Source organism: Anaerococcus senegalensis JC48 (assembly GCF_000321005.1).
GTDB lineage: Bacteria > Bacillota > Clostridia > Tissierellales > Peptoniphilaceae > Anaerococcus > Anaerococcus senegalensis.
Genome location: NZ_HE578909.1, coordinates 86,844 through 113,350, shown reverse-complemented (window position 1 = coordinate 113,350; position 26,507 = coordinate 86,844). Strand labels below are relative to the sequence as shown.

27 protein-coding genes are annotated in these 26,507 nt (G+C 29.8%); 26 read left to right on the top strand and 1 reads right to left on the bottom strand.

Features of this window, described 5'->3' with window-relative positions; genetic code table 11:
- Positions 1 to 150: 150 nt before the first annotated feature.
- From ASHG_RS08320 to ASHG_RS08300, 5 genes are all read left to right on the top strand, one after another.
- A complete protein-coding gene (locus ASHG_RS08320) occupies positions 151 to 408 on the top strand; it encodes a glycine zipper domain-containing protein (RefSeq protein ID WP_040398821.1) in 258 nt (85 codons plus the stop codon).
- Positions 409 to 768, top strand: a complete 360-nt coding sequence (locus ASHG_RS08315) for a GntR family transcriptional regulator (RefSeq protein ID WP_040398820.1) — start codon at positions 409 to 411, stop codon at positions 766 to 768. It begins immediately after the preceding gene.
- Positions 768 to 1,457: an ABC transporter ATP-binding protein gene (locus ASHG_RS08310; protein WP_040398819.1), complete on the top strand. Its 690-nt coding sequence runs from the start codon at positions 768 to 770 to the stop codon at positions 1,455 to 1,457. Before ASHG_RS08315 ends, ASHG_RS08310 begins: the two co-directional genes overlap by 1 nt.
- Positions 1,450 to 2,262, top strand: a complete 813-nt coding sequence (locus ASHG_RS08305) for a hypothetical protein (protein WP_040398818.1) — start codon at positions 1,450 to 1,452, stop codon at positions 2,260 to 2,262. The genes ASHG_RS08310 and ASHG_RS08305 overlap by 8 nt, the downstream gene beginning before the upstream one ends.
- A gap of 65 nt (positions 2,263 to 2,327) precedes the next feature.
- Positions 2,328 to 3,254 carry a type I phosphomannose isomerase catalytic subunit gene (locus ASHG_RS08300; RefSeq protein ID WP_040398817.1) on the top strand — a complete coding sequence of 309 codons (927 nt, stop codon included), beginning with the start codon at positions 2,328 to 2,330 and terminating at the stop codon, positions 3,252 to 3,254.
- Positions 3,255 to 3,291: 37 nt separating this feature from the next.
- Here the strand turns inward: ASHG_RS08300 and ASHG_RS08295 are convergent, their stop codons facing one another.
- The gene (locus ASHG_RS08295; protein ID WP_040398816.1) at positions 3,292 to 3,840 is read right to left on the bottom strand and encodes an energy-coupled thiamine transporter ThiT; all 549 of its coding nucleotides are present in this window, start codon (positions 3,838 to 3,840) and stop codon (positions 3,292 to 3,294) included.
- A 157-nt stretch (positions 3,841 to 3,997) separates the two neighbouring features.
- Between ASHG_RS08295 and ASHG_RS08290 the strand changes: the two genes are divergently transcribed.
- The 21 genes from ASHG_RS08290 to ASHG_RS08190 all read left to right on the top strand — a co-directional run bounded on the left by ASHG_RS08290 (position 3,998) and on the right by ASHG_RS08190 (position 26,168).
- Complete coding sequence (locus ASHG_RS08290; protein ID WP_040398815.1) at positions 3,998 to 4,936, top strand: diacylglycerol/lipid kinase family protein; 939 nt, start codon at positions 3,998 to 4,000, stop codon at positions 4,934 to 4,936.
- 80 nt (positions 4,937 to 5,016) lie between these two features.
- The gene (locus ASHG_RS08285) at positions 5,017 to 5,496 is read left to right on the top strand and encodes a CarD family transcriptional regulator (RefSeq protein ID WP_040398814.1); all 480 of its coding nucleotides are present in this window, start codon (positions 5,017 to 5,019) and stop codon (positions 5,494 to 5,496) included.
- A gap of 20 nt (positions 5,497 to 5,516) precedes the next feature.
- On the top strand, positions 5,517 to 6,617 hold the full coding sequence (locus ASHG_RS08280; protein WP_040398813.1) for a PIN/TRAM domain-containing protein: 1,101 nt from the start codon (positions 5,517 to 5,519) through the stop codon (positions 6,615 to 6,617).
- Between the two features lies 1 nt (position 6,618).
- Positions 6,619 to 7,308 carry a 2-C-methyl-D-erythritol 4-phosphate cytidylyltransferase gene (ispD, locus tag ASHG_RS08275; protein ID WP_040398812.1) on the top strand — a complete coding sequence of 230 codons (690 nt, stop codon included), beginning with the start codon at positions 6,619 to 6,621 and terminating at the stop codon, positions 7,306 to 7,308.
- Entirely contained in the window at positions 7,309 to 7,785 is a 477-nt protein-coding gene (ispF, locus tag ASHG_RS08270; protein WP_040398811.1) for a 2-C-methyl-D-erythritol 2,4-cyclodiphosphate synthase, read from the top strand.
- A 49-nt stretch (positions 7,786 to 7,834) separates the two neighbouring features.
- A complete protein-coding gene (gene metK / locus ASHG_RS08265) occupies positions 7,835 to 9,004 on the top strand; it encodes a methionine adenosyltransferase (RefSeq protein WP_040398810.1) in 1,170 nt (389 codons plus the stop codon).
- An 8-nt stretch (positions 9,005 to 9,012) separates the two neighbouring features.
- Positions 9,013 to 10,062 carry a rod shape-determining protein gene (gene mreB, locus ASHG_RS08260; protein ID WP_040398809.1) on the top strand — a complete coding sequence of 350 codons (1,050 nt, stop codon included), beginning with the start codon at positions 9,013 to 9,015 and terminating at the stop codon, positions 10,060 to 10,062.
- On the top strand, positions 10,062 to 10,751 hold the full coding sequence (gene gpmA, locus ASHG_RS08255) for a 2,3-diphosphoglycerate-dependent phosphoglycerate mutase (protein ID WP_040398808.1): 690 nt from the start codon (positions 10,062 to 10,064) through the stop codon (positions 10,749 to 10,751). The genes mreB and gpmA overlap by 1 nt, the downstream gene beginning before the upstream one ends.
- Before the next feature lie 66 nt (positions 10,752 to 10,817).
- On the top strand, positions 10,818 to 11,672 hold the full coding sequence (locus ASHG_RS08250; protein WP_040398807.1) for a DegV family protein: 855 nt from the start codon (positions 10,818 to 10,820) through the stop codon (positions 11,670 to 11,672).
- Between the two features lie 662 nt (positions 11,673 to 12,334).
- Positions 12,335 to 13,330, top strand: a complete 996-nt coding sequence (locus tag ASHG_RS08245) for a LacI family DNA-binding transcriptional regulator (protein WP_040398806.1) — start codon at positions 12,335 to 12,337, stop codon at positions 13,328 to 13,330.
- Positions 13,331 to 13,406: 76 nt separating this feature from the next.
- Positions 13,407 to 14,984 carry a mannitol dehydrogenase family protein gene (locus ASHG_RS08240; protein WP_040398805.1) on the top strand — a complete coding sequence of 526 codons (1,578 nt, stop codon included), beginning with the start codon at positions 13,407 to 13,409 and terminating at the stop codon, positions 14,982 to 14,984.
- Positions 14,985 to 14,996: 12 nt separating this feature from the next.
- Positions 14,997 to 16,067: a mannonate dehydratase gene (gene uxuA / locus ASHG_RS08235; RefSeq protein WP_040398804.1), complete on the top strand. Its 1,071-nt coding sequence runs from the start codon at positions 14,997 to 14,999 to the stop codon at positions 16,065 to 16,067.
- 15 nt (positions 16,068 to 16,082) lie between these two features.
- Positions 16,083 to 17,102, top strand: a complete 1,020-nt coding sequence (locus tag ASHG_RS08230; protein WP_040398803.1) for a TRAP transporter substrate-binding protein — start codon at positions 16,083 to 16,085, stop codon at positions 17,100 to 17,102.
- Positions 17,103 to 17,654: a TRAP transporter small permease gene (locus tag ASHG_RS08225; protein WP_040398802.1), complete on the top strand. Its 552-nt coding sequence runs from the start codon at positions 17,103 to 17,105 to the stop codon at positions 17,652 to 17,654. It abuts the gene before it with no gap.
- Positions 17,654 to 18,955, top strand: a complete 1,302-nt coding sequence (locus ASHG_RS08220) for a TRAP transporter large permease (protein ID WP_040398801.1) — start codon at positions 17,654 to 17,656, stop codon at positions 18,953 to 18,955. Before ASHG_RS08225 ends, ASHG_RS08220 begins: the two co-directional genes overlap by 1 nt.
- Positions 18,956 to 18,965: 10 nt before the next feature.
- Positions 18,966 to 20,375 carry a glucuronate isomerase gene (gene uxaC / locus ASHG_RS08215; protein WP_040398800.1) on the top strand — a complete coding sequence of 470 codons (1,410 nt, stop codon included), beginning with the start codon at positions 18,966 to 18,968 and terminating at the stop codon, positions 20,373 to 20,375.
- 12 nt (positions 20,376 to 20,387) lie between these two features.
- The gene (locus ASHG_RS08210) at positions 20,388 to 21,014 is read left to right on the top strand and encodes a bifunctional 2-keto-4-hydroxyglutarate aldolase/2-keto-3-deoxy-6-phosphogluconate aldolase (protein WP_040398799.1); all 627 of its coding nucleotides are present in this window, start codon (positions 20,388 to 20,390) and stop codon (positions 21,012 to 21,014) included.
- Complete coding sequence (locus ASHG_RS08205) at positions 21,014 to 22,009, top strand: sugar kinase (protein WP_040398798.1); 996 nt, start codon at positions 21,014 to 21,016, stop codon at positions 22,007 to 22,009. The genes ASHG_RS08210 and ASHG_RS08205 overlap by 1 nt, the downstream gene beginning before the upstream one ends.
- Positions 22,010 to 22,077: 68 nt before the next feature.
- Positions 22,078 to 23,454 carry an MFS transporter gene (locus tag ASHG_RS08200; protein WP_040398797.1) on the top strand — a complete coding sequence of 459 codons (1,377 nt, stop codon included), beginning with the start codon at positions 22,078 to 22,080 and terminating at the stop codon, positions 23,452 to 23,454.
- Between the two features lie 24 nt (positions 23,455 to 23,478).
- The gene (locus ASHG_RS08195) at positions 23,479 to 25,575 is read left to right on the top strand and encodes a glycoside hydrolase family 3 protein (protein WP_040398796.1); all 2,097 of its coding nucleotides are present in this window, start codon (positions 23,479 to 23,481) and stop codon (positions 25,573 to 25,575) included.
- 110 nt (positions 25,576 to 25,685) lie between these two features.
- Positions 25,686 to 26,168 (top strand): helix-turn-helix domain-containing protein, encoded by a 483-nt coding sequence (locus ASHG_RS08190; RefSeq protein WP_051145911.1) that lies wholly within the window; start codon positions 25,686 to 25,688, stop codon positions 26,166 to 26,168.
- Positions 26,169 to 26,507: the final 339 nt, after the last annotated feature.

Here is a 26,507-nt window from a genome sequence, read left to right as displayed (position 1 = left end):
TTAATAAGAAAAAAATTTTGTAAAGTAAGTGTAAATTTTAATTTTTTATAAAATTTTAAAAAAAAGTCTTTACAAAAATAAAAATTGGAGATATAATATTATTGTATTAAGGAACTGGTACAATAATACAGAAGTACAAAAAGGATATTTATGGAAATTTTAAAAATAATTTTACCAATACTTCTATTGGGGATTTCTTTAGTTTTTTTGATAAAAAAATTAGATAAGAAAAAGATGGAAGGCAAAAATTCAAAAAACGATGAAAATTATTTGGCTGAAGGAATAGGACTTGGGATAGTTTTTGGAGCAGCTTTTGGAAGTCTTTTCGATGATATGGGATATTGGATTTCTATTGGCATGCTTTTAGGTTTAACTATTGGCCAAGCTATAGAGAAAAAGGAGGCTTAAATGGAATTTGATAATGATAGACCTATTTATCTTCAAATTTTGGAAGATTTTAAGTCGAAAATTTCAAGTGGTATTTGGAGTCCTGGTGAAAAAATTGACTCTGTAAGAAATCTTGCAAAATTTTATGAGGTCAATCCAAATACTGTTCAAAGAGCCTTAGCTGAACTTGAACGAGATGGGCTTTGTCAAAGCCAAAGAACTAGTGGAAGATTCGTAACTGATGATAAAGATTTGATAAAATCTTTGTCAAAAAATGCTTTTGAAATAATTTGCGAGGATTTTATAGAAAATGCAAAAAATTTAAAAATTTCAAAAGAAGATGCTCTTGATGGTCTTAATAAATTTTGGGAGGTGGACTAATGTTAGAGATTAAAAATTTATCTATTGCATACAAAAATAAACTTGTTTTAGATAAGATGAATTTATCTTTTAAAAAGGGAGAAATTGTCGGGCTTTTGGGTCCAAATGGCTCGGGAAAAACAACTTTACTTAGAATTCTTGCAGGTCTTGAAAAAAATTATGAGGGCGATGTTAAAATTGGTGGGGAAAATCCAGACTATCTTACAAAATCTTTTGTATCCTATCAACCAGACCATCTTTCTTTGGATAAATCATACAATTTAACAAAAATTTCAAACTTATATGGTGAATTTTTTGAAGATTTTTCAAAAGAAAAATTTGAAAAAATAATTAGAGAGTTTAAGCTTGATATGAATATGAAAATAAAAAATATGTCTAAGGGAATGAAAGATAAGGTTCAAATTGCCCTTTCCCTTTCAAGAAAATCTGATTTATATCTTTTGGATGAGCCTATGAGTGGGATTGATCCTGCAAGTAGGAGAAAAATTATGGATGTAATAATAGAAAATTTTGATTCAGAAGGACTTATGATTATTTCAACTCATTTGATTAGTCAAATCGAAAGACTTTTGGATAAGGTTGTATTTATTTCTGATGGAAAAATTATTTTGGAAGAAAACATTGATGATTTAAGACAAAATCACAAGATGGGAGTTGAAGAATACTTCGAGGAGGTTTTCAATGGCTAAATTATTAAAACACCAATTAAAAGAAAATATTAGGGACATAATTCCTTGGGTAGTGATTCCTATAATTTTGGTAATGATATTAAATTTTGTAAATTCATATTTTGATTCAGCGTTTTTGGATTTTATCATGGCTATCTCAATGCTAGTCATGTATTCATCCTTTGCAATTTCTATGATAATTGTTATTTTAAACGATTATAAGAAATTTTATGGAGAAGAAGCTGCCTTTTATGATGTACTCCCAGTAAAATCAAAAGATGTAACAGCATCAAGAATTCTAAATATAATGATTCTTGCCATACTTGCAGGTTTAATATTTTTGATAGAATTTTTTGGATTTTTAGTTATTTCGACAGGACAAGATGGAATAGGAATAAAAGAATTATTTGACCAAATAAAAAGTTTTTTGGATCAATTTCCATCAAAAACATTAATAATGGGGATAATAACACTAATATTTTCCTTGCTTGCAACTTTTACAAGAATTTTGGCATCAATCAGCATAGGTTCAAGCAAAACTTTTAAAGATATGGGAAAATTTGGACCGGTTTTGGTATTTATAATAATAACAATAATAGTTTCAATACTGGGACTTACATTAGGAGTGAAATTTTTTGAAACATTTGCGTTAAAAGTATCAGAAAGCTCAGCTCAAACACAAAATGGATTTTATTTAAGCAAGATAGAAACAGTAGAAGAGCTAACAAGAATAATGGGCTTAGGTACTATTTTAAACATAGTAGTATCAGCAGTTCAAATTTATCTTACAAACTTCTTCCACAAAAATAAATTAACAGTAGCATAAAAATAGGCTCAAGGGTTATCCTTGGGCTTTATTTTTTTCTTAGTATAATAAAAAAGAGGTGACTTATGGAAAAAATTTTATTTTTAAAAGGAGAATTTGTAGAAAAAATTTGGGGAGGGAAAAGACTTGAAAAAGAATTTCCCTATCAATTTGACTCAAAAAGTATAGGAGAATATTGGGCGATTTCTGCAATGAAAGAATTTCCGTCAAAAATTTTAAATGGAAAATATAAGGGTGAAAATTTAGATTTTTTATACCAAAACCAAAAAGATCTTTTTGGAAATGAAAATAAAGAAAAATTTCCCCTTTTGATAAAACTAATAGATGCAAATGATGATTTATCAATCCAAGTCCATCCAGATGATGACATGGCAAAAAAAGAAAATTCCTACGGTAAAAGTGAATGTTGGTATATTTTAAATGAAGATGAGGCCTCAATTATTTATGGTCTAAAAACTAAGGATAAAAAAGATGCTATAAAAATGATTGATAATAAAAAATGGGATGAATTATTAAATGTAGAAAAATCTATAAAAGGAGATTTTTTTAAGGTTCCTGCAGGTATGGTTCACGCTATAAAAAAAGGAAGTTTGATTTTAGAAATCCAACAAGCATCAGATTTAACTTATAGACTTTATGATTATGATAGGTTGGATAAAAATGGAAACTTGAGAGATTTACATTTAGAAAAATCAAAAGAGGCAATAAAGTGCCTTGACACAGAAAAAACTCATGAAAATTTAGAAGAAAAATCAGAAATTTTGTATGATAATGAGTATTTTTTAGTAAAAAAAATAAATATAAAAGGAAAAGATTCTTTTGATAGAAAAGATCCTTATTTATTAGAAAGTGTAATAAATGGAGAGGGCCAACTTATAGTAGATGATGAAAAATATCCAATAAAAAAAGGAGATTTTTTCATTTTGACAAATTATGTAAAAAATTATACTTTCCAAGGAGACCTAGAAATAGTAGAATCCGTATCAAAATAAAAGACCATCCAAGGATGGTCTTTTTAAATTCTTATTTTTAACTTTGCTTATCTAAATAAAGCTTCAACCTATCATAAATTAATAAGAATACAACAATTAAAATCAAGGCATCAACTGCCAAGAAGGAATAATTGTAAGCAAAGGCATATAGGGTGAAATTATTAAATCCTGCAGCTTTTGCTGTTGCCATATCATTAAAGAATACGAAGGCACTTATTACATTAAATAAACCACTTACCAAATAAGAAATAATAATTGATGGAATATAAGAAAATTTTGTTTTGCTTTTTCCAAAAGAAATTCCAGAAATGGCAATTGCTGAAAAAGATAGGATATAATCCAAGATAGCTTGGGCTGGATGAATCACATATCCTCCAAAAACCATATTCAAAATTCCAAAAATTAGAGCTGCCCACAAGCCTTTTTTAAAACCCCATCTTATAGCAAAAATTACTAGGGGAAGTCTAGAAGCAAGGGTAACAGATCCGCCAAGTGGCATCCTGAATAAAACCACAAAGGAAAGTATAAATGAAAGAGCTATTGATACTCCTCCTTCAACTATAAACCTTGTATTATTTTTCTCCATAATTATCTCCTTTTTCTATGTTATATTTCATATGTTATCAATTTTAAGTATATCACTTAAATAAGTAAAATAAAAATATTTTGATAAGAAAATACTTTAAAAATATTGGAATATAAGTAAAATATAAATATATTTATGATTGAATTCGAGGGATAGAATGAAAAAATTATTATATATATATAATCCAATGAGTGGACAAAAAACTATTGGAAATCATTTAAGTGAAATTGTAGAATATTTTAGCAAAAAATCTTATTTTCCAACTGTATACGCTACTCAAAAAGCTAACGATGCTAGAGAAAAAGTAAAAGAATTTTCAAAAGAATACGATGAAATTTTGGTAAGTGGTGGTGATGGAACTTTGGATGAAGTTGTATCAGGCTTATTAAAATCAGAAGAAAAATCTATAATAGGATATATTCCAACAGGATCTACAAATGATTTTTCAAGATCATTAAAAATACCAACAGATATAAAAAAAGCTACAAAGATTGCTATAAATGGTGAGACTATGGATATAGACGTTGGAAAATTTAATTCAAAATTTTTCACCTATGTTGCAGCTTTTGGGTCAATTGCCCAAGTTTCTTATGAAACAGACCAATCAATGAAAAATATTTTTGGTAGATTTGCCTATATACTAGAAGGAGTAAAAACTGTTTCAAATTTAAAAGCTTACAAAGCAAAAATAACAATAGATGATGAAGTTTTTGAAGGAGAATTTATCCACTTTATGGCAACAAATTCTGTATCGGTTGGAGGCTTTAATAATTTTTACAAAAAAAATATTGGTCTTGATGATGGAATTTTTGAGGCAGTTTTAATAAAAAAACCAAACGGGCTTATAGAACTAAATCAAATTATCGAAGGACTTAGAAGTAAAAAAGAAAATGATAATGTGATTTTTAGATCGGGTTCTGTTTTCAAAGTTGAAAGTGATGGGAAAATTTCTTGGACTTTGGATGGAGATTATGGTGGATCTTATAAAAAAAGTGAAATAAAAGTTTTAAATAGAGCTGTAAAAATGAGATGTGGTTTTTCAAAAGATTCAAAAGAGCTTATAGCTAATAAAAAAATGATTGACAAAAAATCTTAGTGGTAGTATACTGTAAAATTATTTCATTTACTATTTGGCCGAAAAAGGTTATAATAAAAGAGAGAACCTAGGAGGTCAAAATGTTTAAAATCGGTGATAAAATAGTTTATCCTATGCATGGAGCAGGGATAATAGATTCTGTAGAAATTAAGGAATTTTTAGGCGAAGAAAAAGAATATTTTATTCTTAAGATGCCTATAGGTAACATGGATATTTCAATTCCAAAATCAAATATTAATAAAATGAATATAAGGGATGTTATATCAAAAGAAGAAGGAGAGAAAATACTTAAAATTTTAGAAGAAGATCCAGAAGATTTAAACAATAATTGGAATCTAAGGTATAGAGAAAATCAAGAAATTTTAAAAACTGGAGACATTTTTAAAATTGCAAATATGGTAAGAGACCTTGTTGCCTTAGACGATGACAAGGGACTTTCAACAACGGAGAAAAAACTCTTAAACAGAGCAAGAAGAATTATGGCTAGCGAATTAGTTATGTCAGGTTCTTTAGAAAAAGATGACGCTGAAAAAATGATTGACGAATCGATAGGATTATAATCCAATATTAGGAGAAAAAAATGTTTAATAGAATATTTCGAATTATGTTTTTCGTAATTGGAGCTATTCTAGGCATATCTGTATTTAAATTGGTACTATCTGTTGTGAATTTTACAATAGATAGTTCTGTTTTTTTTGTTGCAGCTAATGTCTTAGTAGCTTTATTATTTGCGATATTATTTTATTTTTTATCAGGATTTATTTATAAAATGCTGGAAGATGTATTTATGAAATTAGAAAAATATTTGGAGGATTTGCCCCCATTAAGTGTTGCTGTTGGAATAAGCGGAGTAATTGTAAGTTTAATTTTGGCATTTCTTGTAACCAGACCACTAAGCTCTTTATCATTACCACTTGTTGGTAATTCAATTTTTGTGCTATTATCTATTATTATTTATTTGGGCTTTGGACTTTTGGGTTGGAGAATTGCATCAAAATATCCAGACAAGTACCCTCAAATATTTCAAAAGGTAAAAGAGGTAAAAATACAAAATAGAAAAGAAAGTAAAAAGAATTTAGATAAGGATTACTCCTCAAAATTAATTGATACATCTGTATTAATTGATGGAAGAATTTTGGATATTATAAAGATAAATTTTATTGAAGGAAAGCTTATAATACCAGAATTTGTCCTAGAAGAACTCCAACATATAGCAGATAGTCCAGACGATTTAAAAAGAGAAAGAGGCAGACGTGGACTTGATGTTGTAAAAGAGATTAAAAAAAATAAGGAAATAAATTTAGAAATAAGTGATATAGATTATCCAAAAATAAAAGAAGTTGATTCAAAATTATTAAAATATGCTCAGGATACGGGGGCAAAAATATTTACCAACGACTACAATTTAAATAAAGTTGCAGATGTACAAGGGATTACAGTACTAAATATAAATGATTTAGCAAATGCTATGAAAACAAAAGTTCTTCCAGGAGAGCTTATGGAAATTGAAGTTATAAAAGAAGGAAAATCTAGAAACCAAGGAGTTGGGTATCTTGAAGATGGAACTATGGTTGTAGTTGAAGATGGAAAAGATTTAATTGGAGAGAAAATAAATACAACAGTAACAAGTGTTTTACAAACATCTGCAGGAAAAATGATTTTTGTAAAGGCGAAGGAATAGTATGATAGATGGGAAAAAAATATCAGCAGTAATTACAGCAGCAGGTAATGGACTTAGGATGAAATCAGATAGGGCCAAACCTTACATAGAATTAAAAGGAAAAAAAATTCTTGAAATATGTCTTGATACAATAGTATCTTTAGAAGAAATCGACCAAATAATTGTAGTAATTAGAAAAGATGATGAAAACTATTTAAAAGATATTATCAAAAAATACGATAAAAAAATATCTTATGTATTTGGCAAACAAACAAGAGAACTGTCAACCTATGAAGGCTTAAAAGCTGTAGATAAAAATTCTAAATTGGTCTTAACTCATGATGGGGTAAGACCTTTTGCAAGTAAAGAATTATTTGAAAAAGTAATAGAAAATTCAAAAGAATATAAGGCAGTAATAAGTGCTGTAAAATCAAAAGACACGGTAAAAATTGTAGACAAAGATTTATTAGTGAAAAACACACCACTTAGAAAAGAAGTCTATAATGTTCAAACACCTCAAGCTTTTGATAAAGAACTAATTTTATCTTATTATAAAAAATATATACAAAGTGATTTTACAATTACAGATGATAGCCAACTTTTTGAAATCTTTAGTGAAGAAAAAATAAAAGTGGTTGAAGGTGAATACTCAAATATAAAGATGACAACGCCAGAAGATTTGATATTTGCTAGAGGATTTTTGGAGGATTAGATGAGAATTGGATTAGGATATGATGTTCACAAATTAGTAGAAAATAGAAAATTAATCCTTGGGGGAGTAGAATTTCAATATGAAAAGGGACTTTTGGGTCATTCTGATGCAGATGTTTTGGTTCATGCCATAATGGATGCAATTCTTGGAGCCTTAAATCTTCCTGATATAGGAAATTTATTTCCAGATACAGATGATGAATATAAGGATATATATTCCATAAAACTTCTTGATAGGGTGGTAAAATTAATGGAAGAAAAATCCTATAAAATTGGAAATTTGGATACGGTAATAATTTGTGAGATGCCAAAAATTTCACCAAAAAGAGAAGAGATTCAAAAAAAATTAGCAAAACATTTAAAAACAGATATAGAAAATGTATCAATAAAAGCATCAACCTCAGAAAAATTATCTTTCACAGGACGTGGAGAAGGAATTGAGGCAAGAGCCGTAGTTTTATTAGAAAAAATAGCTTAAAAAAATAAAGTCTTTAAGGTATAATTATCCTTAAAAGAAGGGAGTTAAGATGAAAAAATTATTTACTTCAGAGTCAGTAACAGAAGGACATCCAGATAAGGTATGCGATCAAATATCTGATGCCATCTTGGATGAATGTTTAAAACAAGATAAAAACTCAAGGGTAGCTTGTGAATGTATCACAACAACAGGGCTTGTAATGGTTGTTGGAGAAATTTCTACAAATGCTTATGCCCCAATAGAAAGTATAGCAAGAGAAACAATAAGACAAATAGGTTATGATGATCCAAAATTAGGATTTGATTATCAAAATGTTGCAGTTTTAACATCTCTTATAGAACAATCTCCTGATATTGCTCAAGGAGTTGATGATTCTATGGATTATAAGTCAACAAATGATAAATATGACAAAATTGGAGCAGGTGACCAAGGAATGGTTTTTGGTTATGCAGATGATGAAACAGATGAATATCTTCCACTATCAGTTGTTTATGCCCAAAAACTTGCCCAAAAATTAACCTATGTTAGAAAAGAAAAAATTCTTGATTATTTAAGACCGGATGGCAAAAGCCAAGTTACAGTCGAATATGAAGATGGGGTTTTAAAAAGAGTAGATTCTATAGTTATTTCAACCCAACACTCAGAAGATGTAAGTCTTGAACAAATTAAAAAAGATGTAATTGAAAAAGTAATCAAAGAAGTAATAGATCCAAAATACATCGATGATGATACAAAATATTATATAAATCCAACAGGAAAGTTTGTAATCGGTGGACCAAAAGGAGATTCTGGACTTACAGGAAGAAAAATAATTGTAGATTCTTACGGTGGATATTCAAAATCTGGTGGAGGAGCATTTTCTGGAAAAGATGCTACAAAAGTTGATAGGTCAGCAGCCTATATGGCAAGATATGCAGCAAAAAATATGGTAGCAGCAGGACTTTGTAAAAAATGTGAAATAGGAGTAGCCTACGCAATAGGAGTTGCAAAACCTCTTTCAATTTATGTAGATAGTTTTGGAACTGGTAAATATGAAGATGAAAAATTATCAGAAATTGTAAAAGAAGTTTTTGATTTTAGACCTCAAGCAATAATTGACAAATTAGATTTACAAAGACCAATTTTCAAAAAAACAGCTGCTTATGGACATTTTGGAAGAAATGATAAAGACTTTACTTGGGAAAAATTAGACCAAGTGGATAAATTAAAAAATAAATAGGAGAGGCCATGTCAAGGTTTAGAAAAAGTGTTGCAATAGATTTGGGAACAGCCTCAGTCCTAGTTTTTGTAGAAGGTAAGGGAATTTGTTTAGAAGAACCTTCAGTTATAGCAAAAGACACTCTTACTGGAAAAATACTTTCAGTAGGAAAGGACGCTAAAAAAATATTGGGCAGAACTCCTGGAAATGTAGTTGCCCTAAAACCATTGAAAAATGGAGTTATTGCAGATTTTAAAGCAACAGAAGAAATGTTAAAATATTTTTTAAAAAAATCCTTGGATAAGTCCTTTTTTAAGCCAGATCTTTTGATTTGCGTCCCAAGTAAGGCAACTCAAATTGAAAAAAGAGCAGTGCTTCAAGCGGCAGAAAATGCTGGGGCCCACAGAGTTTATTTAATTGATGAACCTCTTGCAGCAGCAATTGGTGCCGATATAGATATTACAGATGAAAAGGGAAATATGATTATAGATATTGGAGGAGGAACTTCTGATATAGCTGTAGTTTCTATGGGACAAATTGTAACAAGTGCTTCTATAGAAATTTCTGGTGATGATTTTGACAATGATATAAAAGATCATATTAGAAAAAGATATAGGATGCTAATTGGAGAATCTAGTGCTGAAATGATAAAAATTAAAGCCCAAGAAGCAGACTTTACAGATTCAATTGAGGTTGTTGGAAGGTTAATAGAAGATGGACTTCCATCAAGAATTTATATTCCTGTGGGAGAAATATATGATTGCCTTCTTCCATCAATTGATAAAATTATTAATGGAATAAAAAATGTTTTGGAGCAAACTCCACCAGAACTTGCTGCAGATTTATACGAAAGAGGTATATTCTTAACAGGTGGAGGAGCGCTAACACTTGGTCTTTCAAAAAGAATAAATGAAAGATTACAAATTGGTGTAAAAATTGCAGAAGATCCTAGGGAATGTGTAATAAAGGGAACTGCAAATGCCCTCACATGGATTGATAACATTGATGAAGAAAAGAATGAGTCAATGAAAGCCAAGCAAAAACAACTTGAAAAAAAGGAAAAAATGAGGAGAAGATAATGACAAAAAAATTAGTTTTCGTAAGACACGGACAAAGTGAATGGAACCTTGCCAACAAATTTACTGGTTGGGTGGATGTTGATTTATCAGAAAAAGGAGTAGAAGAAGCAAAAGAAGCAGGAAGAAAAATAAAAGAAGCTGGAATTAAATTTGACGTTGCTTATACATCAATTTTAAAAAGAGCTATCAAAACTTGTAACTTTGCCCTAGAATATTCTGACCAATTATTTGTTCCACAAGTAAAATCATGGAGATTAAATGAACGTCACTATGGAGCACTTCAAGGCTTAAACAAAAAAGAAACAGCAGAAAAATATGGAGATGAACAAGTTCATATCTGGAGAAGATCATACGATACACTTCCACCAGCTCTTTCAGAAGAAGATGCAAAAGAACAAGCAAGCCAAGATAGATTTAAAGAATTTCCAAAAGAAATAATCCCAGTAGCTGAAAACTTAAAAGTAACACTTGAAAGATGTCTTCCATTCTACACAGACAATATTGCAAAAGACTTATTAGATGGAAAAACAGTTTTAGTTGCAGCACACGGAAACTCTTTAAGAGCTATGGCAAAACATTTAGAAAAAATCTCTGATGACGACATAATGGACTTAGAAATTCCAACAGGAAAACCACTAGTTTACGAATTAGATGATAATCTAAATGTAATTAAAAAATATTATTTATAAAAAAGACAAGGCCTTGAAACTTTTTGTTTTGAGGCTCTTTTTCTAATGTTACTATCGAGGAATAAAATGGAAAAAATAAAAATAATAGTTGATTCAGGAAGTTCTATTAGCCTTGAAGAAGCTAAAAAATATAATATTGGTGTAATTTCATTTAAAATTCACTTTGAGGATAAGACATACACAGACCAAGTTGACATAGAAAGTGAAGAATTTTTTGAAAAACTTGGAAAAAGTGAAGAAAAAGTGACTACTTCAATTCCGGGAGTTGGAGAATTTACAGAAATGTTGGAAAAATATATAAAAGAAGGCTATAATAAATTTCTTTGTTTTTCAATAGGGTCGTCACTTTCTGGCATGAATAACATGATGAATTTGGCCAAAGATCATATAGAAAAAGATGTGACAATAGATGTAATAGATACAAAAATAGCCTCTCTCCCCATTTATTTTATAGCAACAAAAGCAGCCCAAGCTGCAATAGATAAAAAAAGTTATGATCAAATCTATAAACAGGCCCTAGCAGATGTAGAAAAAGCAAATGTATTTGTAAGGGCAGATAGTCTTGACTACCTTGTAAAAGGAGGTAGGCTACCAAAATCAATAGGAAAAGTAGCAAATCTAATAAACTTCACTCCGATTTTTACGATGAAAGACGGGGAAATTAAAATTGCCAAAAAAGTAATAGGTAAGAAAAAGTCTTTCAAAGAAATGGCAAAAATTGTAAAGAAAAAAATAAAAGACAAAAAAGAATATATGCTAGCAATAGGCGGTGGGTCAAGCTTTGATGAAATAAAAATAATGAAAGAATTATTAAAAGATGAAATAAAAAATGCAAAACTATTCAAAGAAATGTCAGTCCCACCAGTATTTGGAGTCCACCTAGGCCCCAAATCTCTACTTGTAAGTGTTGTTGATTGCTAAATTTTATATGTTCTTTAATAATGAAGAAAAAAATTAAAATAATATATAAAAATCTTATTTAAGTCGTCTCGATAAATAGAGATGGCTTATTTTTTATATTTTTTTAATATTTAGTGATATTTTTTCATTTTTAATTTTTAGCAAGATATTTTTATTTTTCAAAAAAATTTAGTTTTAGCTTGATATAATTTATGAAAATTTAAATTTAAAGCTTGTAATTGATAAAAAACTATGATATATTTATTGTAGATAAAGATTGAAGTTTATTCTAAGAAAAAATAATCTTGTTAAGCCCTAGGGCTTATATATTTTTATTAAAAATGTAAGCGGTTACAAAAATGTTTTCATCAAAATTTTTTTGAGAAAATAATTTTTTGATTTAAAAAATTGGGTAAGCATTGTAATGAATTTAAGAGTAAATATTTAAGATTTAAATTAAAATTTCCAATTAGAAATTTTATTTCAGATACTTAATTTTTATAGAACTTTAAGATTTAAAATCTTATTTTTGGTGGAATTTCATGGTTTTAAAAAGAAGTTTTTAGTATTTATTAATTTTTTGGTAGAGATAAAATCAAAATTATTAAATGGCTTAGGTGCTTTAAATAGGAATTTTATTGCTTAAAATCATGACAGCTTGTTATATTTTACTAGAGGGATTTATGAACATTTATGATGTTGCAGAATATGCTGACGTATCTGTTGCAACCGTTTCTAGGGTTATAAATGGTACCAATAGGGTATCTGATAAAACTAGAAAAAAAGTTGAGGATGCTATAGAAAAATTAAATTTTATACCTAATGATGTTGCAAGAGCTCTTGCAAGTTCAAAAACAAACTATATTGGTATTATGGTTGGAAATATTAGAAATTATTTTGATAATCAATCTGCCTACGCACTTGAAAGAAATCTAAAAGCTCGTGGAATTGTTTCAATTCTTTGTAATACAAGTGATGATGAAAGTGAAAAGCTTGACTACCTTAAAGTTTTGAGAGAAAAGAAAGTTGATGCAATTATAACCGTTGGTTCAACTTATGGGGAAAAAGATTTTTTGAAAGAGCTTGAGAATATTTCTAGGGAAATTCCATTTGTGATGTTAAATGTTATTGGTGAAAAAAAGTATAGGAATATTATTTATGTTTGTTGTGATGAAGTTGATGCAATAGACCAGTCCTTATCTTTTTTTAAGAAGAAGGGCTACAAAAAACCTATTTTTATTTCAAAGGGTCATAAAAATCAAACAAGGGCTTATAAGGCGAAAAAAACTGGTTTTATTGAATCTTTGAAAAAAAATTATCCTCAAAATGACTTTATTGAATTTATGGTAAAAGATTTTAATGAGGATGTTGATCAAATAGTTTCATTTATTAAAAAGAAAAAAATAGATTGCATTCAATTTGAGCTTGATAGTCTCGCGGTTAAATTTTACAAATATTTTTTAAAAAATGATATAAGGGTTCCAGAAGATATTGGAATTTGTGGTTTTGATAATGAGGATATTACTAATTATACCTATAAGCCTATTTCTTCGATTGATCAAAACATAGGAAAGCAGGCGGAAATTGCCATAGAAAATTTGTTTAGGCTTGAAAAGGGTGAAAAATTTGAACAAATTAATTTAATTAAAGCAAAATTTGTTCAAAAACAGAGTATTTAATTTAGAAAATATATATAGATTGGTCAAAGTGTTGACTTAAGGTCGGAATGTTTCTTGTTTAATTAAAGGAGTAATTATGAAATTAGATTTGAAAAATTTAAAAGAAATCGAAAAAAATGTTGATGAGTTTCCTAAATATGATGTTGAAAAATTGAGAGAAGATTCCATTAGGGATCCAAAATGGATTGCTTTTGGTTCTGGAAATATTTTTAGGGGATACATTGCAAGAATTGGTCAAGATTTGATAAATGAAGGTGAGTTTGACAGGGGAATTTCTGTAGTTGAAACTTTTGATGGCGAAATAATTGAAAAGATATATAAGCCTCATGATAACCTTGCTCTTTCAGTGACCCTTCACAAAAATGGGAAATTTGACACAAACTTAATTGCAAATTTGGTAGAAAGTTTAACACTAAATGATCTTAAAAGAATTGAAGAAATATTTTTAAACGATAATCTTCAAATAGCAAGTTTTACAATAACAGAAAAAGGATACAATTTGTATGCTCCAAACGGAGATTTAATGGATGTTGTAAAAAATGATTTGGAAAACAATCCAGAAGATGGTAAACATTTGATGAGTATTCTTACAAATCTTTTGTACAAAAGATTTAAGAAAAATGCAAAAGAGCTAACCCTTTTAAGTCTTGACAATTGTTCTAAAAATGGAGATAAGGTAAAAAATTCTGTAATGCTAATTTCTAAAAAATGGAATGAATCAGGAAAGGTAGAAGATGGGTTTATAAAATACCTTGAAGAAAAAGTTTCTTATCCATGGACAATGATAGATAAAATCACACCAAGACCTGCAAAAGAAGTTCAAGATTATGTGGAAAAACTTGGATTTGAAAATATGGATACAGTAATTACAAGCAAAAATACCTATATAGCTCCTTTTGTAAACAGTGAAGAAGCAGAATATTTGGTAATGGAAGATGATTTCAAAAATGATAGACCAGATTTTTCAAAGGTTGGAGTGTATTTAACTGATAGAAAAACTGTAAACAAAATTGAAACAATGAAGGTTACAACTTGCCTAAATCCACTTCACACAGTTCTTGCAACTTATGGTTGCGTTTTAGGCTATGAATCAATTTCTGAAGAAATGAAAGATGAAGAACTTGTAAAATTAATTAAAAAAATAGGCTATGACGAGGCACTTCCAGTAGTGGCAGATCCAAAAATTTTAGATCCAAAAGATTTTATTGATGAAGTAATAAACGTGAGACTTCCAAATAAATTCATACCAGACACACCACAAAGAATTGCAACAGATACATCACAAAAAGTTGCCATAAGATTTGGAGAAACCATAAAATCTTATGTGAAAACTGAAGGAAAAGATGCCAAAGATTTAAAATATATACCACTTGCTCTTGCAGGATGGCTAAGATATTTATTGGGCGTAAATGATAAGGGAGAAAAATTCGACCTTTCACCAGATCCATTAATGAAAGAATTACAAAAAGATCTTGAAGGAATAAAATTGGGAGAATTTAAAGAAACAGAAGGACTAAATAAATTATTAGAAAATGAAAGAATATTTGGAGTAAATTTAAAAGAAGTAGGACTTTCCGACAAGGTAAAAGAATATTTCAAAGAATTATCCCAAAAGCCTGGTTCAGTAAGAGAGACATTAAAAAAATATTTATAGAGGTAAAAAATTATGAAAATGACATTTAGACATTATGGAAACGACGACCCAATATCACTAGAATATGTTGCACAAATTCCAGGAGTTACTGGGGTAATGGTTATGATGAATGAGTGGGAAGCAGGCGAAGTTTGGGAAAAAGATGTTTTCCAAAAATACGTAGACAAATGCCATGCAGTTGGACTTGAATGTGAAATAATCGAATCAATCAATGTCCACGAAGATATAAAAATGGGACTTGATACAAGAGATAAATATATAGAAAATTATAAACAATCTTTAAAAAATGTTGCAGCTTGTGGAGTAAAAACAGTAATTTATAATTTTATGCCAGTTTTTGATTGGGTAAAAACAGACCTAAAAAAAGAGCTATCTGACGGCTCAAACACTCTAGCTTTTGATCAAAAAAAGGTAGAAGGATTAAGTCCAAGAGATATGGTTGATGAAATTTTAGATGGAGCAGGAAATTTTGAACTTCCAGGCTGGGAGCCAGAAAGATTATCCCAACTTGAAGATACACTTAAAATTTATGAAGGCATAGATGAGGATAAATTAAGAGAAAATTATAAATATTTCTTAGAAAGAATAATTCCAGTTTGCGAAGAAGTAGGAATAAAAATGGCAGTTCATCCAGATGATCCTGCTTGGCCAATATTTAATATACCAAGAATAACATCTACACCAGAAGATTTAGAAAAAATTGTAAATCTAGTAGATAGTCCATCAAACACACTTTGTATTTGTACAGGATCTCTTGGTTCAAGAAAAGAAAATAATGTTGCTGAAATAATCTACGATTTTGCAAAAAGAGGAAAAATCGGAGCAATGCACGTTAGAAATATAAAATTTACAGGTGAAAAAGAATTTTATGAATCAGCTCACCTATCATCTGCAGGAAGCCTAGATATGTATAAAATTATGAAAGCTTTGTATGATGCAGGATTTGATGGATATTTAAGACCAGACCATGGAAGAATGATTTGGGGCGAAGAAGGAAGAGCAGGCTATGGACTTTATGATAGGGCACTTGGAGTAGCTTATATCAACGGTTTATGGGAAGCAATAGATAAAAATAATAAATAAAAAAAAGAGGGATATATGAACAAAAAATTAAAATCAATAATATTAAGCTTATTTATGGTTTTAATATTAGCATCATGTTCATCAAACGCCCAAGAAAAAATTATTGTAAGAGTAGGACATAACCAATCTCAAAAGCACCCAACTCATATAGGACTTTTGGAATTTGAAAAATATGTGGAAGATAAACTTGGAGATAAATATGATGTTCAAGTTTATCCTTCCGAACTACTCGGAAGCCAAACAGATATGGTTCAATTGACACAAACAGGAGCTATAGATATTTGTGTTGCAAGTAATGCTATTCTTGAAACGTTTGATAATGTGTACGAAATATTTAACCTACCATACTTATTTTCATCAGAAAAAGCTTATCATTCAGTAATGGACGATAAAGAAATAACAGGACCGATTTTTTCATCAACAAAAGAAGGTGGATTTGTTGGAGTAACTTGGTTAGATGCAGGAAGTAGATCTTTTTATACAAAAGATAGAAAAATAGAAAAACCAGAAGACTTAAAAGGATTAAAAATAAGAGTTCAACAATCACCAACAAATGTAAAAATGATGGATATGTTTGGAGCAAGTGCATCACCAATGGGATTTGGAGAAGTTTATACAGCCTTACAATCAGGAATAATTGATGGGGCAGAAAATAATGAGATGTCCTTGACAGAAAATGGACATGGAGAAATTTGTAAATACTATTCTTATGATATGCACCAAATGGTACCAGATATAGTAATAGCAAATTATGAGTGGCTAGAAAGCTTACCAAAAGAAGATAGAAAAGTTTTTGAAGAAGGATTTAAGGTTTTATCAGAAAAACAAAGAAAAGAGTGGAAAAGTTCAGTAGAAAATGCAAAAACAAAGGCAACAGAAATGGGAGTAGAATTTATTTACCCAGACCAAGAGGCCTTTTCAAAAGTTGTAGAACCACTAAAAGAAGAAGTAATAAATAAAAACAAAAAATTAAAACCTTACTATGAAAAAATTCAAGAATATAACAAGAAATATCCAGCAAAGGAGGCAAAATAAATGAGAAAAATATTAGATAATATAATGAAAATTTTATCAGCCACAACCCTTGCTGTGATGTTTATACTTGTAATTTGGCAAGTATTTACAAGATATGTCTTAAATAATTCAGCAACATGGACAGAAGAATTGACAGCATATCTTTTTGCCTGGTCAACTCTTTTTGGAGCAAGCCTTGTTGTAGGAGAAAGAGGACACATGAATATTCCAGTAATAATGGATAAAAGAAGTCCTCAAGTTCAAAAGATAGTAGGAATTTTTTCAGAGATAATAATTTTAATATTTTCAGTAGTAATTTTGGTTTATGGAGGATATTCTATAACTAAACTTGCGATGGGACAAATGACCTCATCACTTTCAGTTCCAATAGGAATATTTTATATACCAATTTTAATTTCAGGTATTGTAAATATTATTTATGCCCTACTCAATATAAAAGATATTTTTGATGGAAAAATAATTTTCACTCAAAAAAAATCTGTAGAAGAATCTTCTACAGAAGGTGCAATAGATAGTGAAACAGAAAAATACCTAAAGAGAGGTGAGAAATAATGGCATTACAAGCACTAGCAGTTATACTTTGCGTACTAGCAATTTTATTAATACTTGGAGTTCCTATATCTTTCTCAATAGGTATAGCAGCAATTTCTGGAATTTTGTTAACAGTCGCCCTAAATATATCAGTTATAACAGCAGCCCAAAGAACATTCGTTGGAATGAGTTCTTTTACCTTAACCGCCATACCATTTTTTATTCTTGCAGGAAATTTAATGAATGAAGGTGGAATTGCAAAAAGACTTGTAAATTTTGTAATGGCAATTCTTGGAAAACTTCCAGGAGCCTTGATGGTTACAAATGTTGGAGCAAATGCACTTTTTGGTGCAATCTCAGGATCAGCATCAGCAGCTGCTGCAGCAGTTGGATCAATGGTAAAAGATGGAGAAGAAAAACAAGGCTATGATAAGGCACTTACATCAAGTGCAAACGGAGCAAGTGCTCCATCAGGACTTTTAATTCCACCATCAAATGCCTTAATTACTTATTCATTAGTTTCAGGAGGAACAAGTGTTGCAGCACTGTTTCTTGCAGGATATATTCCAGGAATAATTTGGACAGTAGCATGTATTGTTGTTGCAATTGCATTTGCAAAGAAAAAAGGCTACACATCAAATGAAGGAAAATTTTCGTGGAAAAATTTAGGAAAAGCAACAATAGAGGCCCTTCCTTCACTAGGATTAATAATTGTAGTTATTGGTGGAATAATTATTGGAGTATTTACAGCTACAGAAGGTTCAGCAATTTCAGTTTTATATTCTTTAGTACTTGGATTTATTTACAAAAACTTAAATGTAAAAAAAGTATGGAATATTTTAGTAGAATCTACAAAAATGAGTGGAATTGTAGTATTTCTTATAGGAGTTTCAAATATTTTGTCATGGGTTATGGCATTTACAGGAATTCCACAAATGATAGGGGCAGCCCTTTTATCAATAACAAATAATAAATATATAATTTTACTAATTATAAATGTGATTTTATTAATAGCAGGAACATTCATGGATGTAACACCAGCAATTTTGATTTTCACACCATTATTCTTGCCAATAGTTACAGAATTTGGAATGCATCCAATACATTTTGGTTTAATACTTGTTTACAATCTTTGTATAGGAAATATAACTCCACCAGTTGGAAACACACTTTTTGTTGCTATAAAAGTTGGAGATACAAGCCTTGCAGAAGTTATGCCTTATATGCTTAGATTTTATGCAGGAATTTTATTAGGCTTAATTCTTGTAACCTACGTTCCATTTATGTCACTTGGCTTGCCACAAGCCGCAGGCTTAATTTAAGGAGGAAAAGATGAATAAATTTATGACAGATGACTTTATGCTCAGAAATGAATATGGGAAAATTCTTTTTCATAAATATGCAAAAGATGTTCCAATATTTGATTTTCATTGTCATCTTGAGGCAAAAGAAATTTATGAAAATAAAAAAATTCCATCAATAACCGAAGCTTGGCTTGGTGGAGATCACTACAAGTGGAGAGTTATGAGAGCTTGTGGAGTAGATGAAAAATATATAACTGGCGATGCAGGAGATTTTGAAAAATTTGAAAAATACGCAGAAATAATGCCAAATTTAATAGGAAATCCAATTTATCACTGGACCCATCTTGAACTTAAAAATTATTTTGGAATTGATTATTGTTTGGACAAATCAACAGCAAAAGAAATCTATGAAAAATGTAATGAACTTTTGAAAAAAGATGAATATAGACCACAAGGCTTGATAAAAATGAGCAAGGTGGCAGCAGTTTGTACAACAAATGATCCCATAGACGAGTTGATTTACCATCAAAAACTAGAAAAAGAAAATCTTGATTTTGTAGTAAAACCAGCCTTTAGACCAGATAATGCAATCTATATAGAAAAAGATACTTTTAATACTTATTTAAAAGACTTATCAAAAATAAGCGGAGTAGAAATCAAAGATTTTGAAAGTTTAAAAGAAGCTTTAAAGCAAAGAATTAATTTCTTTAATGAAAATGGATGTAGGGCAAGCGATCAAGCCTTTGAATATGTCCCATACAAAAGAGCAATTGAAAAAGAAATAAATGAAATTTTGAAAAAGAAATTTTCTGAAGAAAACATAAACAAGGACGAAGAAGAAAAATTCAAAACAGAAATGCTTTTGTTTTTGGCAAAAGAATATCAAAAACTTGATTGGGCAATGGAAATTCATGTTGGAGTAATTAGAAATAATTCCAAAAAAATGTTTAAGGCCATAGGAGCTGATGTTGGAGGAGATGCTCAATCAGACCTAGCTTACGCTCAAAATTTAGCAAATATTTTATCAGATATAGAAGAAGGCGAAGGCTTACCAAGAACATTAATTTTCCCGCTAAATCCAAAAGATAATTATCCAGTAATGACAATTGCAGGATCATTTAATAGATTTAATGAAGAAAAAATTTCTACAGTACAACTTGGAACAGCTTGGTGGCATCTTGATCACAAAGAAGGAATGATTGAGCAAATGAAAGTATTTTCTCAAGTAGGTGTTTTGGCTAAATTTGTTGGAATGCTAACAGATTCAAGATCGTTTTTATCATATCCAAGGCACGAATATTTTAGAAGAATCCTTTGTAATTTTGTAGGAGGCCTTGTAGAAAATGGTGAATATCCTTGGGATGAAGAATTTTTAGGAAAAGTCATTGAAGATATTTGCATAAACAATGCTAAAAATTTTATAAAAATAGAAATGTAAGAAGGAGATTATATGTCAAAAATTGAAACACTTTCAAGAATAAAAGAATTGGGAATAGTGCCAGTAATAAGAGCAAATTCTTCTGAACAAGCGGTAGAATTTTGTAAAGGTTTAATCGATGGAGGAATAAATACACTCGAAGTAACTTTTACAATTCCAAATGCAATCGAAGTTTTCCAAATTCTTCAAAAAGAATTACCAGAAGATACTTTAATAGGAGCAGGAACGGTTTTAGATCCAACAACTGCAAGACTTGCAATAATGAATGGAGCAAAATTTGTAGTAAGTCCATCATTTGACAAAGAAGTTGCAAAACTTTGCAATAGATATAATATTCCTTATATGCCAGGATGTATCACACCTGCAGAGATGCTAAAAGCTTATGAATATGGGGTAGATATTATAAAATTATTCCCAGGTTCCCTACCAGGACCATCATATGTAAAGGCAATCCATGGACCATATCCACATTTTCAAATTATGCCAACAGGTGGAGTAGGTTTAGAAAATATAAAAGATTGGTTTGAAGCTGGAGTAGTTGCAGTTGGAGCAGGGTCAAATCTTGTAAAAGGATCAAGAGAAGAAATTACTAAAAAAGCAAAAGAATATTTAGAAAAAATTTCTGAGGTAAGAAAATAATGGCAAAAAAAATAGTGACTCTTGGGGAGATAATGTTAAGATTATCTCCCAAAGGATATGATAGATTTTTGCATGCACAAAATTTTGATGCATTTTATGGAGGAGGAGAAGCAAACGTTGCAGTAGCCCTATCAAATTTTGGCTATGATGCATATTTTGTAACAAAATTGCCAGAACATGAAATTGGACAAGCGGCAATAAATTCATTGAGACAGTTTGGAGTCAAAACTGATTATATTAAAAGAGGTGGAGACAGAGTAGGCATATATTATTCAGAAAATGGAGTTTCACTTAGGCCATCAAAAGTAATATATGATAGAAAAAATTCATCATTTTCAAAAGCGAAAGTTGAAGATTTTGATTTTGATGAAATCTTTAAAAATACAGATGTTTTTCACGTTTCAGGAATAACTCCAGCAATTTCAAAAAATTGTCAAGAAATAACCCTTGAGGCGATGAAAAAAGCTAAAGAAAATAATGTTTTTGTATCTTTTGATCTAAATTACAGATCAAAATTGTGGACACTTGACGAAGCTTTAGAATTTTATGAAAAAACAAACAAGTATGTAGACCTTTGTATAGGAGTTATTCCACAAATTCACAAATCATATAAGGGTGAATTTAATAAAGAAAGTCTTGAAATAATGTTTAAAGAAACTTACCAAAGAACAGGAATAAAAAATATTTGTTCAACAATAAGAGAATGTTTTTCTGCATCAAGAAATAGACTGTCTGCAGGAATTTATAGTGGAGACCAAGCTTATTTTACAAAGGCAATCGATATAGAAATTGTAGAAAGAATTGGCGGTGGAGATAGTTTCACGTCAGGACTTTTGACCGGTCTTTTGGATGGAAAAAATAAAAAAGATGCACTTGATTTTGCTGTAGCAACTTCAGCAATAAAACATACAATAAAAGGCGATGTAAATTTGGCAAGCCGTGGAGAAATAGAAAATCTTGTAGGAGGAGATACTTCAGGAAAAGTTCAAAGATAAAACTAGTAAGGCTAGTTTTATAAAAAATAAAAAAAACGTTACCAAAAAATAAAAAAGGAGTGCAAATTATGCAAGCAAAAACAAAACCGTTTGGCATTATGGACAAACTAGGATATGCGGCAGGAGATATAGCAAATAACTTTACATTTTTCTTTGTATCAGGATATTTAATGCTATTTTACACAGATGTTTGGGGAGTTGATGGAAAAATTGTAGCAAGTTTATTTGTTTTGGCAAGAGTTTTAGATGCTTTTACAGATGTAGGAATGGGAACTATTGTAGATAGGTTTATGGGAAATAAAGATGGAAAATTTAGACCATTTATTAAATGGGGAGCTATACCAGTAGCCTTTGCATCATTTTTATTATTCCAAACTGGTCTTAAAGATATGTCAATGACTTTTAAAATTATTTATATGTATGTAACTTACCTATTTTGGGGATCATTTTGTTATACCTTTATAAATATTCCTTACGGATCTATGGCATCAGCAATAAGTCCTGACACAGATGATAGAACAGAATTGTCAACTTTTAGAACTATAGGAACAACAGTAGCTCAATTATCAATAGGGTTTGTAACACCATTTTTGCTTTATAGAAAAACACCGGGTGAAGCTGATGTACTTTTACACGGAAGATTTCCAATAGTTGCTGGAGTATTTGGAATTTTAGCGGTATTATCATATATGTTTTGCTATAAAAGTGTTACAGAAAGAGTAAATATTGCAAAAGAAACTAAAAAAACTTCAATTTTATCAGGAATTTTCAATTTATTAAATAAAAGATCACTTATAGCTATAATATTAATTTCTATATTACAACTTTTAGCAATGCTCTTAGTAATGGCTATGAACGCTTATGTTTATAATGTTTATTTTAAAAACTCAGTAGGAATGTCTCTTGCAGGACTTGCAATGAATTTACCAGTTTTAATAACAGCTCCAATTGCTATGAAATTGGGACAAACTGTAGGTAAAAAAGAAGCTTCAACAATTGGAGTTTTGGGTTCAGGTTTAATTTTCTTAGCCCTATTTATACTAAAAATAAAAAATATGTACGTATTTTTATTTATAAATGCTCTAGCCTTTATGTTTTTAGGAGTATTTAACACCCTAACTTGGGCAATGATTACAGATGTAATTGATGATTTGGAAATTAAAAACAAACAAAGAGATGACGGAAAAGTTTATGCAGTATATTCATTTGCAAGAAAATTAGGACAAGCAGCAGCAGGAGGTCTTGGTGGATTTGCCTTGGCTTCAGTTGGATATGTTTCTGGTCTTGCAGACCAAAGTGTTGAGGTTGCAAATGGAATATATAGAGTGACAACTTTAATGCCAGCAATAGCCTTGATTGTAGCAGGATTAGTTTTATTCTTTATATATCCACTAAACAGAAAAACTGTATTAAGAAATAATGAAATATTAGAAGAAAACAGATAAGTAAAAAAATTAAGAGGAGCTTATATGTACCAACCTAAACTCGAAACAAAAAGTAAAAAAATAATAAAAGAAGAAGGTTTATTATTTAAAGATTTAAATGGAAATGGAAGATTGGACCCTTATGAAGATTGGAGACTTGATCCTCTATGTCGTGCAAAAGATTTGGTAAATAGGATGACACTAGAAGAAAAGTGTGGAAATATGATGATAAAATCTCAAAAAATGGGTTTAAATCAAGAAGACAAATCAAAGACTAGCCATAATGGAATTTTAGATGAAGAAGTTTTTTATGACCAAACAGTTTTTATAGGACAAAAAAATTATGGAACAACAGGTCATATAAAAGATTTACATTTAAGACATTTTATCTTAAGAGATAATTTTAGCGAAAAAGATATTGCTGAGTGGACAAATGCAGTAAATGAAGTTTGCGAATCAACAAGACTTGGAATTCCTGCAATAATTGCATCAAATTCAAGAAATGAAAATGCTGAGGCAACTTTTGGAATGAATGATGCTGTTGGAGTTTTTACAACTTATCCATCAACTTTAGGTCTTGCTGCAATTGCTTTAGGAGATAGGGCAAAGGGCGGAGACTCCTCAATATTTTCAGAATTTGGAGAAATAGCAAGAGAAGAATGGAAAGCTACAGGATTAAAAAAAGGATATATGTATATGGTTGATACAGCAACAGATCCAAGATGGCAAAGATTCTATGGAACTTTTGGAGAAGATACAGATTTAATTTCAGATGCTTGTAAAAGATTGATTAATGCTTTCCAAAGAGAAAAATTAGATTCAGAATCAGTAGCCTTAACTATAAAGCATTTTCCAGGTGGAGGAGCTAGAGAAAATGGTTTTGATCCACATTATAAAGAAGGAAAATATAATGTTTATAAAACTAAAGGCTCATTAGAAAAATATCATCTTCCTCCATTTAAAGTAGCTTGTGAGGAGAATGTTTCATCAATAATGCCTTATTATTCTATACCAAGTCATGAAAAAAGCTCTGTACAATTTTTTGATGGAAAAAGAGTTCCGTTTGAACCAGTAGGATTTGCTTTTAATGAATATTTTATTCAAAATATTTTAAGAGATAAATTTGGATTTAAGGGATATATAAATTCAGATAGTGGAATTTTGGATAATATGGCTTGGGGAGTTTTGCATCTTGAAAAAGATGAAAGAGCAGCCTTTGCTATAAACAATGGAGTTGATTTAATTTCTGATACAAATGAAGTTCATTGGATTTTAGAAGCTGTAGAAAAAGGAAAAATCAAAGAAGAAAGAATAAACGAAGCAAATGTAAGACTTTTGACAGAAATGTTTGCATTAGGTTTATTTGATGATAAAACATATGTAGATCCGAATAAGGCAAGTGAAATTATAGAAAATGAAGAAAATAGGAAAAAAGCATATAGGGCTCATCAAAAATCTTTAGTAATTCTTAAAAATTCTGAAAAGACTTTGCCAATAAAAGAAAATTCTAAAATTTATATAGAATTTTTACACAAAGAAAATGAAAAAGCAGATAAATTTAGAAAAGAAGCTATAGAAAAAGCAAAAAAATATTCTGAAATAAAACTTGTTGACGATCCGAAAGATGCAGATTATTCAATTTGTTTTATAACACCAAAATCTGGAAATTATTTTTCAGCTACACCAGGCCTTCTAGAACTTGCGCTTTGCGAAGATAAAACCAATATAGCAATTGATGGAAGCGAATATAAAGAAACAACAGTTTCAAACATTAAAAGGGTAGATGAGCTTTCAAAAATTATGAAAGAAAATAATGGGAAATTAATAATAAGTGTAAACTCAACCATGCCATGGCTTCTTGATTCAATTGAAGAAAAAGCAGACGCTCTTTGCGCAAATTTTGAAACCTACATTGATGCCCAATTAGATGTACTTTTAGGAAAAGTTTCACCAGTTGGAAAACTACCATTCACATTCCCACAAAGCGAAAAAGTAATCGCAGTAGATGAAAATGGTGAATGCATTTCTCCAAATGATGTTCCTGGATATGATAAGGATAAATATATGCCAGAAGGCATGACTTATGCTTATAAAGATAAAGATGGAAATATTTACAAATTAGGACATGGCTTAAGTTATTAAATAAATTTTTAAAAATTTCAAAATTTAATAAAAATAAAAAGGTGATGAATAGAATGAACTGACTCCCAAAAATTAGACCTAAAAACTAACTAAAGGAGGTCAGTTTTTAAATGACAAAATATAGTACAGAATTTAAAATGAAAGTAGTAAAGGAATATTTAGAATCAAGCATCTCATATAAATCTTTATCAGAAAAATATAAACTTTCTCATCAGGAAATAGTAAAAAGATGGGTAAATGCATACAAATCACAAGGCTATGAAGGGCTAAAAGTAAAGAGAAAAAATACACAATACACTTTGGAATTTAAGTTAAATGTAGTAAACCTGTACTTAACAGGAAAAATGTCCTATCAAAGCCTAGCAAATGAATTAAAGATAAACAACCCATCAATAATAGCAAGATGGGTAATAGACTTTAGAGAAAAAGGCATAGAAGAACTGAAATCTAAAAAGAGAGGAAGACCTTCAAAAATGCCAAAGTCTCAAAATAAATCAAAAGACACTAAAATAGAATCATCAGAAAACTTAAGCAATTCAGAAAATGAATTATTAACACAAGCACAATTAAAAAAAATAAAGAAATTAGAATAAAAAAACTATTGGCTTAAGCTAGAAAATTATGCAATAAAAAAGAGAGAATTGTCTCAGATGACAGATGCAGAAATAAGACAATTACTGAAACAATCGAGCTCTTAAGAACAAATACAAACTAAAAGACTTGTTAAAAAAACTTCATCTTGGCAAATCAGCATATATGTATTGGCAAAAACGTTTAAATAGACCAAATAAAGATATAGAAATAGAAAACAAAATATTCAAAATAAGAAAAGAAAATCCAAACTACGGCTATAGAAGAATAACAGTCATGTTAAAAAGATCAGGACTAACAATAAATAAAAAGAAGAGACTGTGTAAATTTTTAAATATTAA

Coding starts and splice junctions, on each gene's coding strand:
- ASHG_RS08320 (WP_040398821.1), top strand. CDS start 151: ATGGAAATTTTAAAAATAATTTTACCAATACTTCTATTGGGGATTTCT.
- ASHG_RS08315 (WP_040398820.1), top strand. CDS start 409: ATGGAATTTGATAATGATAGACCTATTTATCTTCAAATTTTGGAAGAT.
- ASHG_RS08310 (WP_040398819.1), top strand. CDS start 768: ATGTTAGAGATTAAAAATTTATCTATTGCATACAAAAATAAACTTGTT.
- ASHG_RS08305 (WP_040398818.1), top strand. CDS start 1,450: ATGGCTAAATTATTAAAACACCAATTAAAAGAAAATATTAGGGACATA.
- ASHG_RS08300 (WP_040398817.1), top strand. CDS start 2,328: ATGGAAAAAATTTTATTTTTAAAAGGAGAATTTGTAGAAAAAATTTGG.
- ASHG_RS08295 (WP_040398816.1), bottom strand. CDS start 3,840: ATGGAGAAAAATAATACAAGGTTTATAGTTGAAGGAGGAGTATCAATA.
- ASHG_RS08290 (WP_040398815.1), top strand. CDS start 3,998: ATGAAAAAATTATTATATATATATAATCCAATGAGTGGACAAAAAACT.
- ASHG_RS08285 (WP_040398814.1), top strand. CDS start 5,017: ATGTTTAAAATCGGTGATAAAATAGTTTATCCTATGCATGGAGCAGGG.
- ASHG_RS08280 (WP_040398813.1), top strand. CDS start 5,517: ATGTTTAATAGAATATTTCGAATTATGTTTTTCGTAATTGGAGCTATT.
- ispD (WP_040398812.1), top strand. CDS start 6,619: ATGATAGATGGGAAAAAAATATCAGCAGTAATTACAGCAGCAGGTAAT.
- ispF (WP_040398811.1), top strand. CDS start 7,309: ATGAGAATTGGATTAGGATATGATGTTCACAAATTAGTAGAAAATAGA.
- metK (WP_040398810.1), top strand. CDS start 7,835: ATGAAAAAATTATTTACTTCAGAGTCAGTAACAGAAGGACATCCAGAT.
- mreB (WP_040398809.1), top strand. CDS start 9,013: ATGTCAAGGTTTAGAAAAAGTGTTGCAATAGATTTGGGAACAGCCTCA.
- gpmA (WP_040398808.1), top strand. CDS start 10,062: ATGACAAAAAAATTAGTTTTCGTAAGACACGGACAAAGTGAATGGAAC.
- ASHG_RS08250 (WP_040398807.1), top strand. CDS start 10,818: ATGGAAAAAATAAAAATAATAGTTGATTCAGGAAGTTCTATTAGCCTT.
- ASHG_RS08245 (WP_040398806.1), top strand. CDS start 12,335: ATGAACATTTATGATGTTGCAGAATATGCTGACGTATCTGTTGCAACC.
- ASHG_RS08240 (WP_040398805.1), top strand. CDS start 13,407: ATGAAATTAGATTTGAAAAATTTAAAAGAAATCGAAAAAAATGTTGAT.
- uxuA (WP_040398804.1), top strand. CDS start 14,997: ATGAAAATGACATTTAGACATTATGGAAACGACGACCCAATATCACTA.
- ASHG_RS08230 (WP_040398803.1), top strand. CDS start 16,083: ATGAACAAAAAATTAAAATCAATAATATTAAGCTTATTTATGGTTTTA.
- ASHG_RS08225 (WP_040398802.1), top strand. CDS start 17,103: ATGAGAAAAATATTAGATAATATAATGAAAATTTTATCAGCCACAACC.
- ASHG_RS08220 (WP_040398801.1), top strand. CDS start 17,654: ATGGCATTACAAGCACTAGCAGTTATACTTTGCGTACTAGCAATTTTA.
- uxaC (WP_040398800.1), top strand. CDS start 18,966: ATGAATAAATTTATGACAGATGACTTTATGCTCAGAAATGAATATGGG.
- ASHG_RS08210 (WP_040398799.1), top strand. CDS start 20,388: ATGTCAAAAATTGAAACACTTTCAAGAATAAAAGAATTGGGAATAGTG.
- ASHG_RS08205 (WP_040398798.1), top strand. CDS start 21,014: ATGGCAAAAAAAATAGTGACTCTTGGGGAGATAATGTTAAGATTATCT.
- ASHG_RS08200 (WP_040398797.1), top strand. CDS start 22,078: ATGCAAGCAAAAACAAAACCGTTTGGCATTATGGACAAACTAGGATAT.
- ASHG_RS08195 (WP_040398796.1), top strand. CDS start 23,479: ATGTACCAACCTAAACTCGAAACAAAAAGTAAAAAAATAATAAAAGAA.
- ASHG_RS08190 (WP_051145911.1), top strand. CDS start 25,686: ATGACAAAATATAGTACAGAATTTAAAATGAAAGTAGTAAAGGAATAT.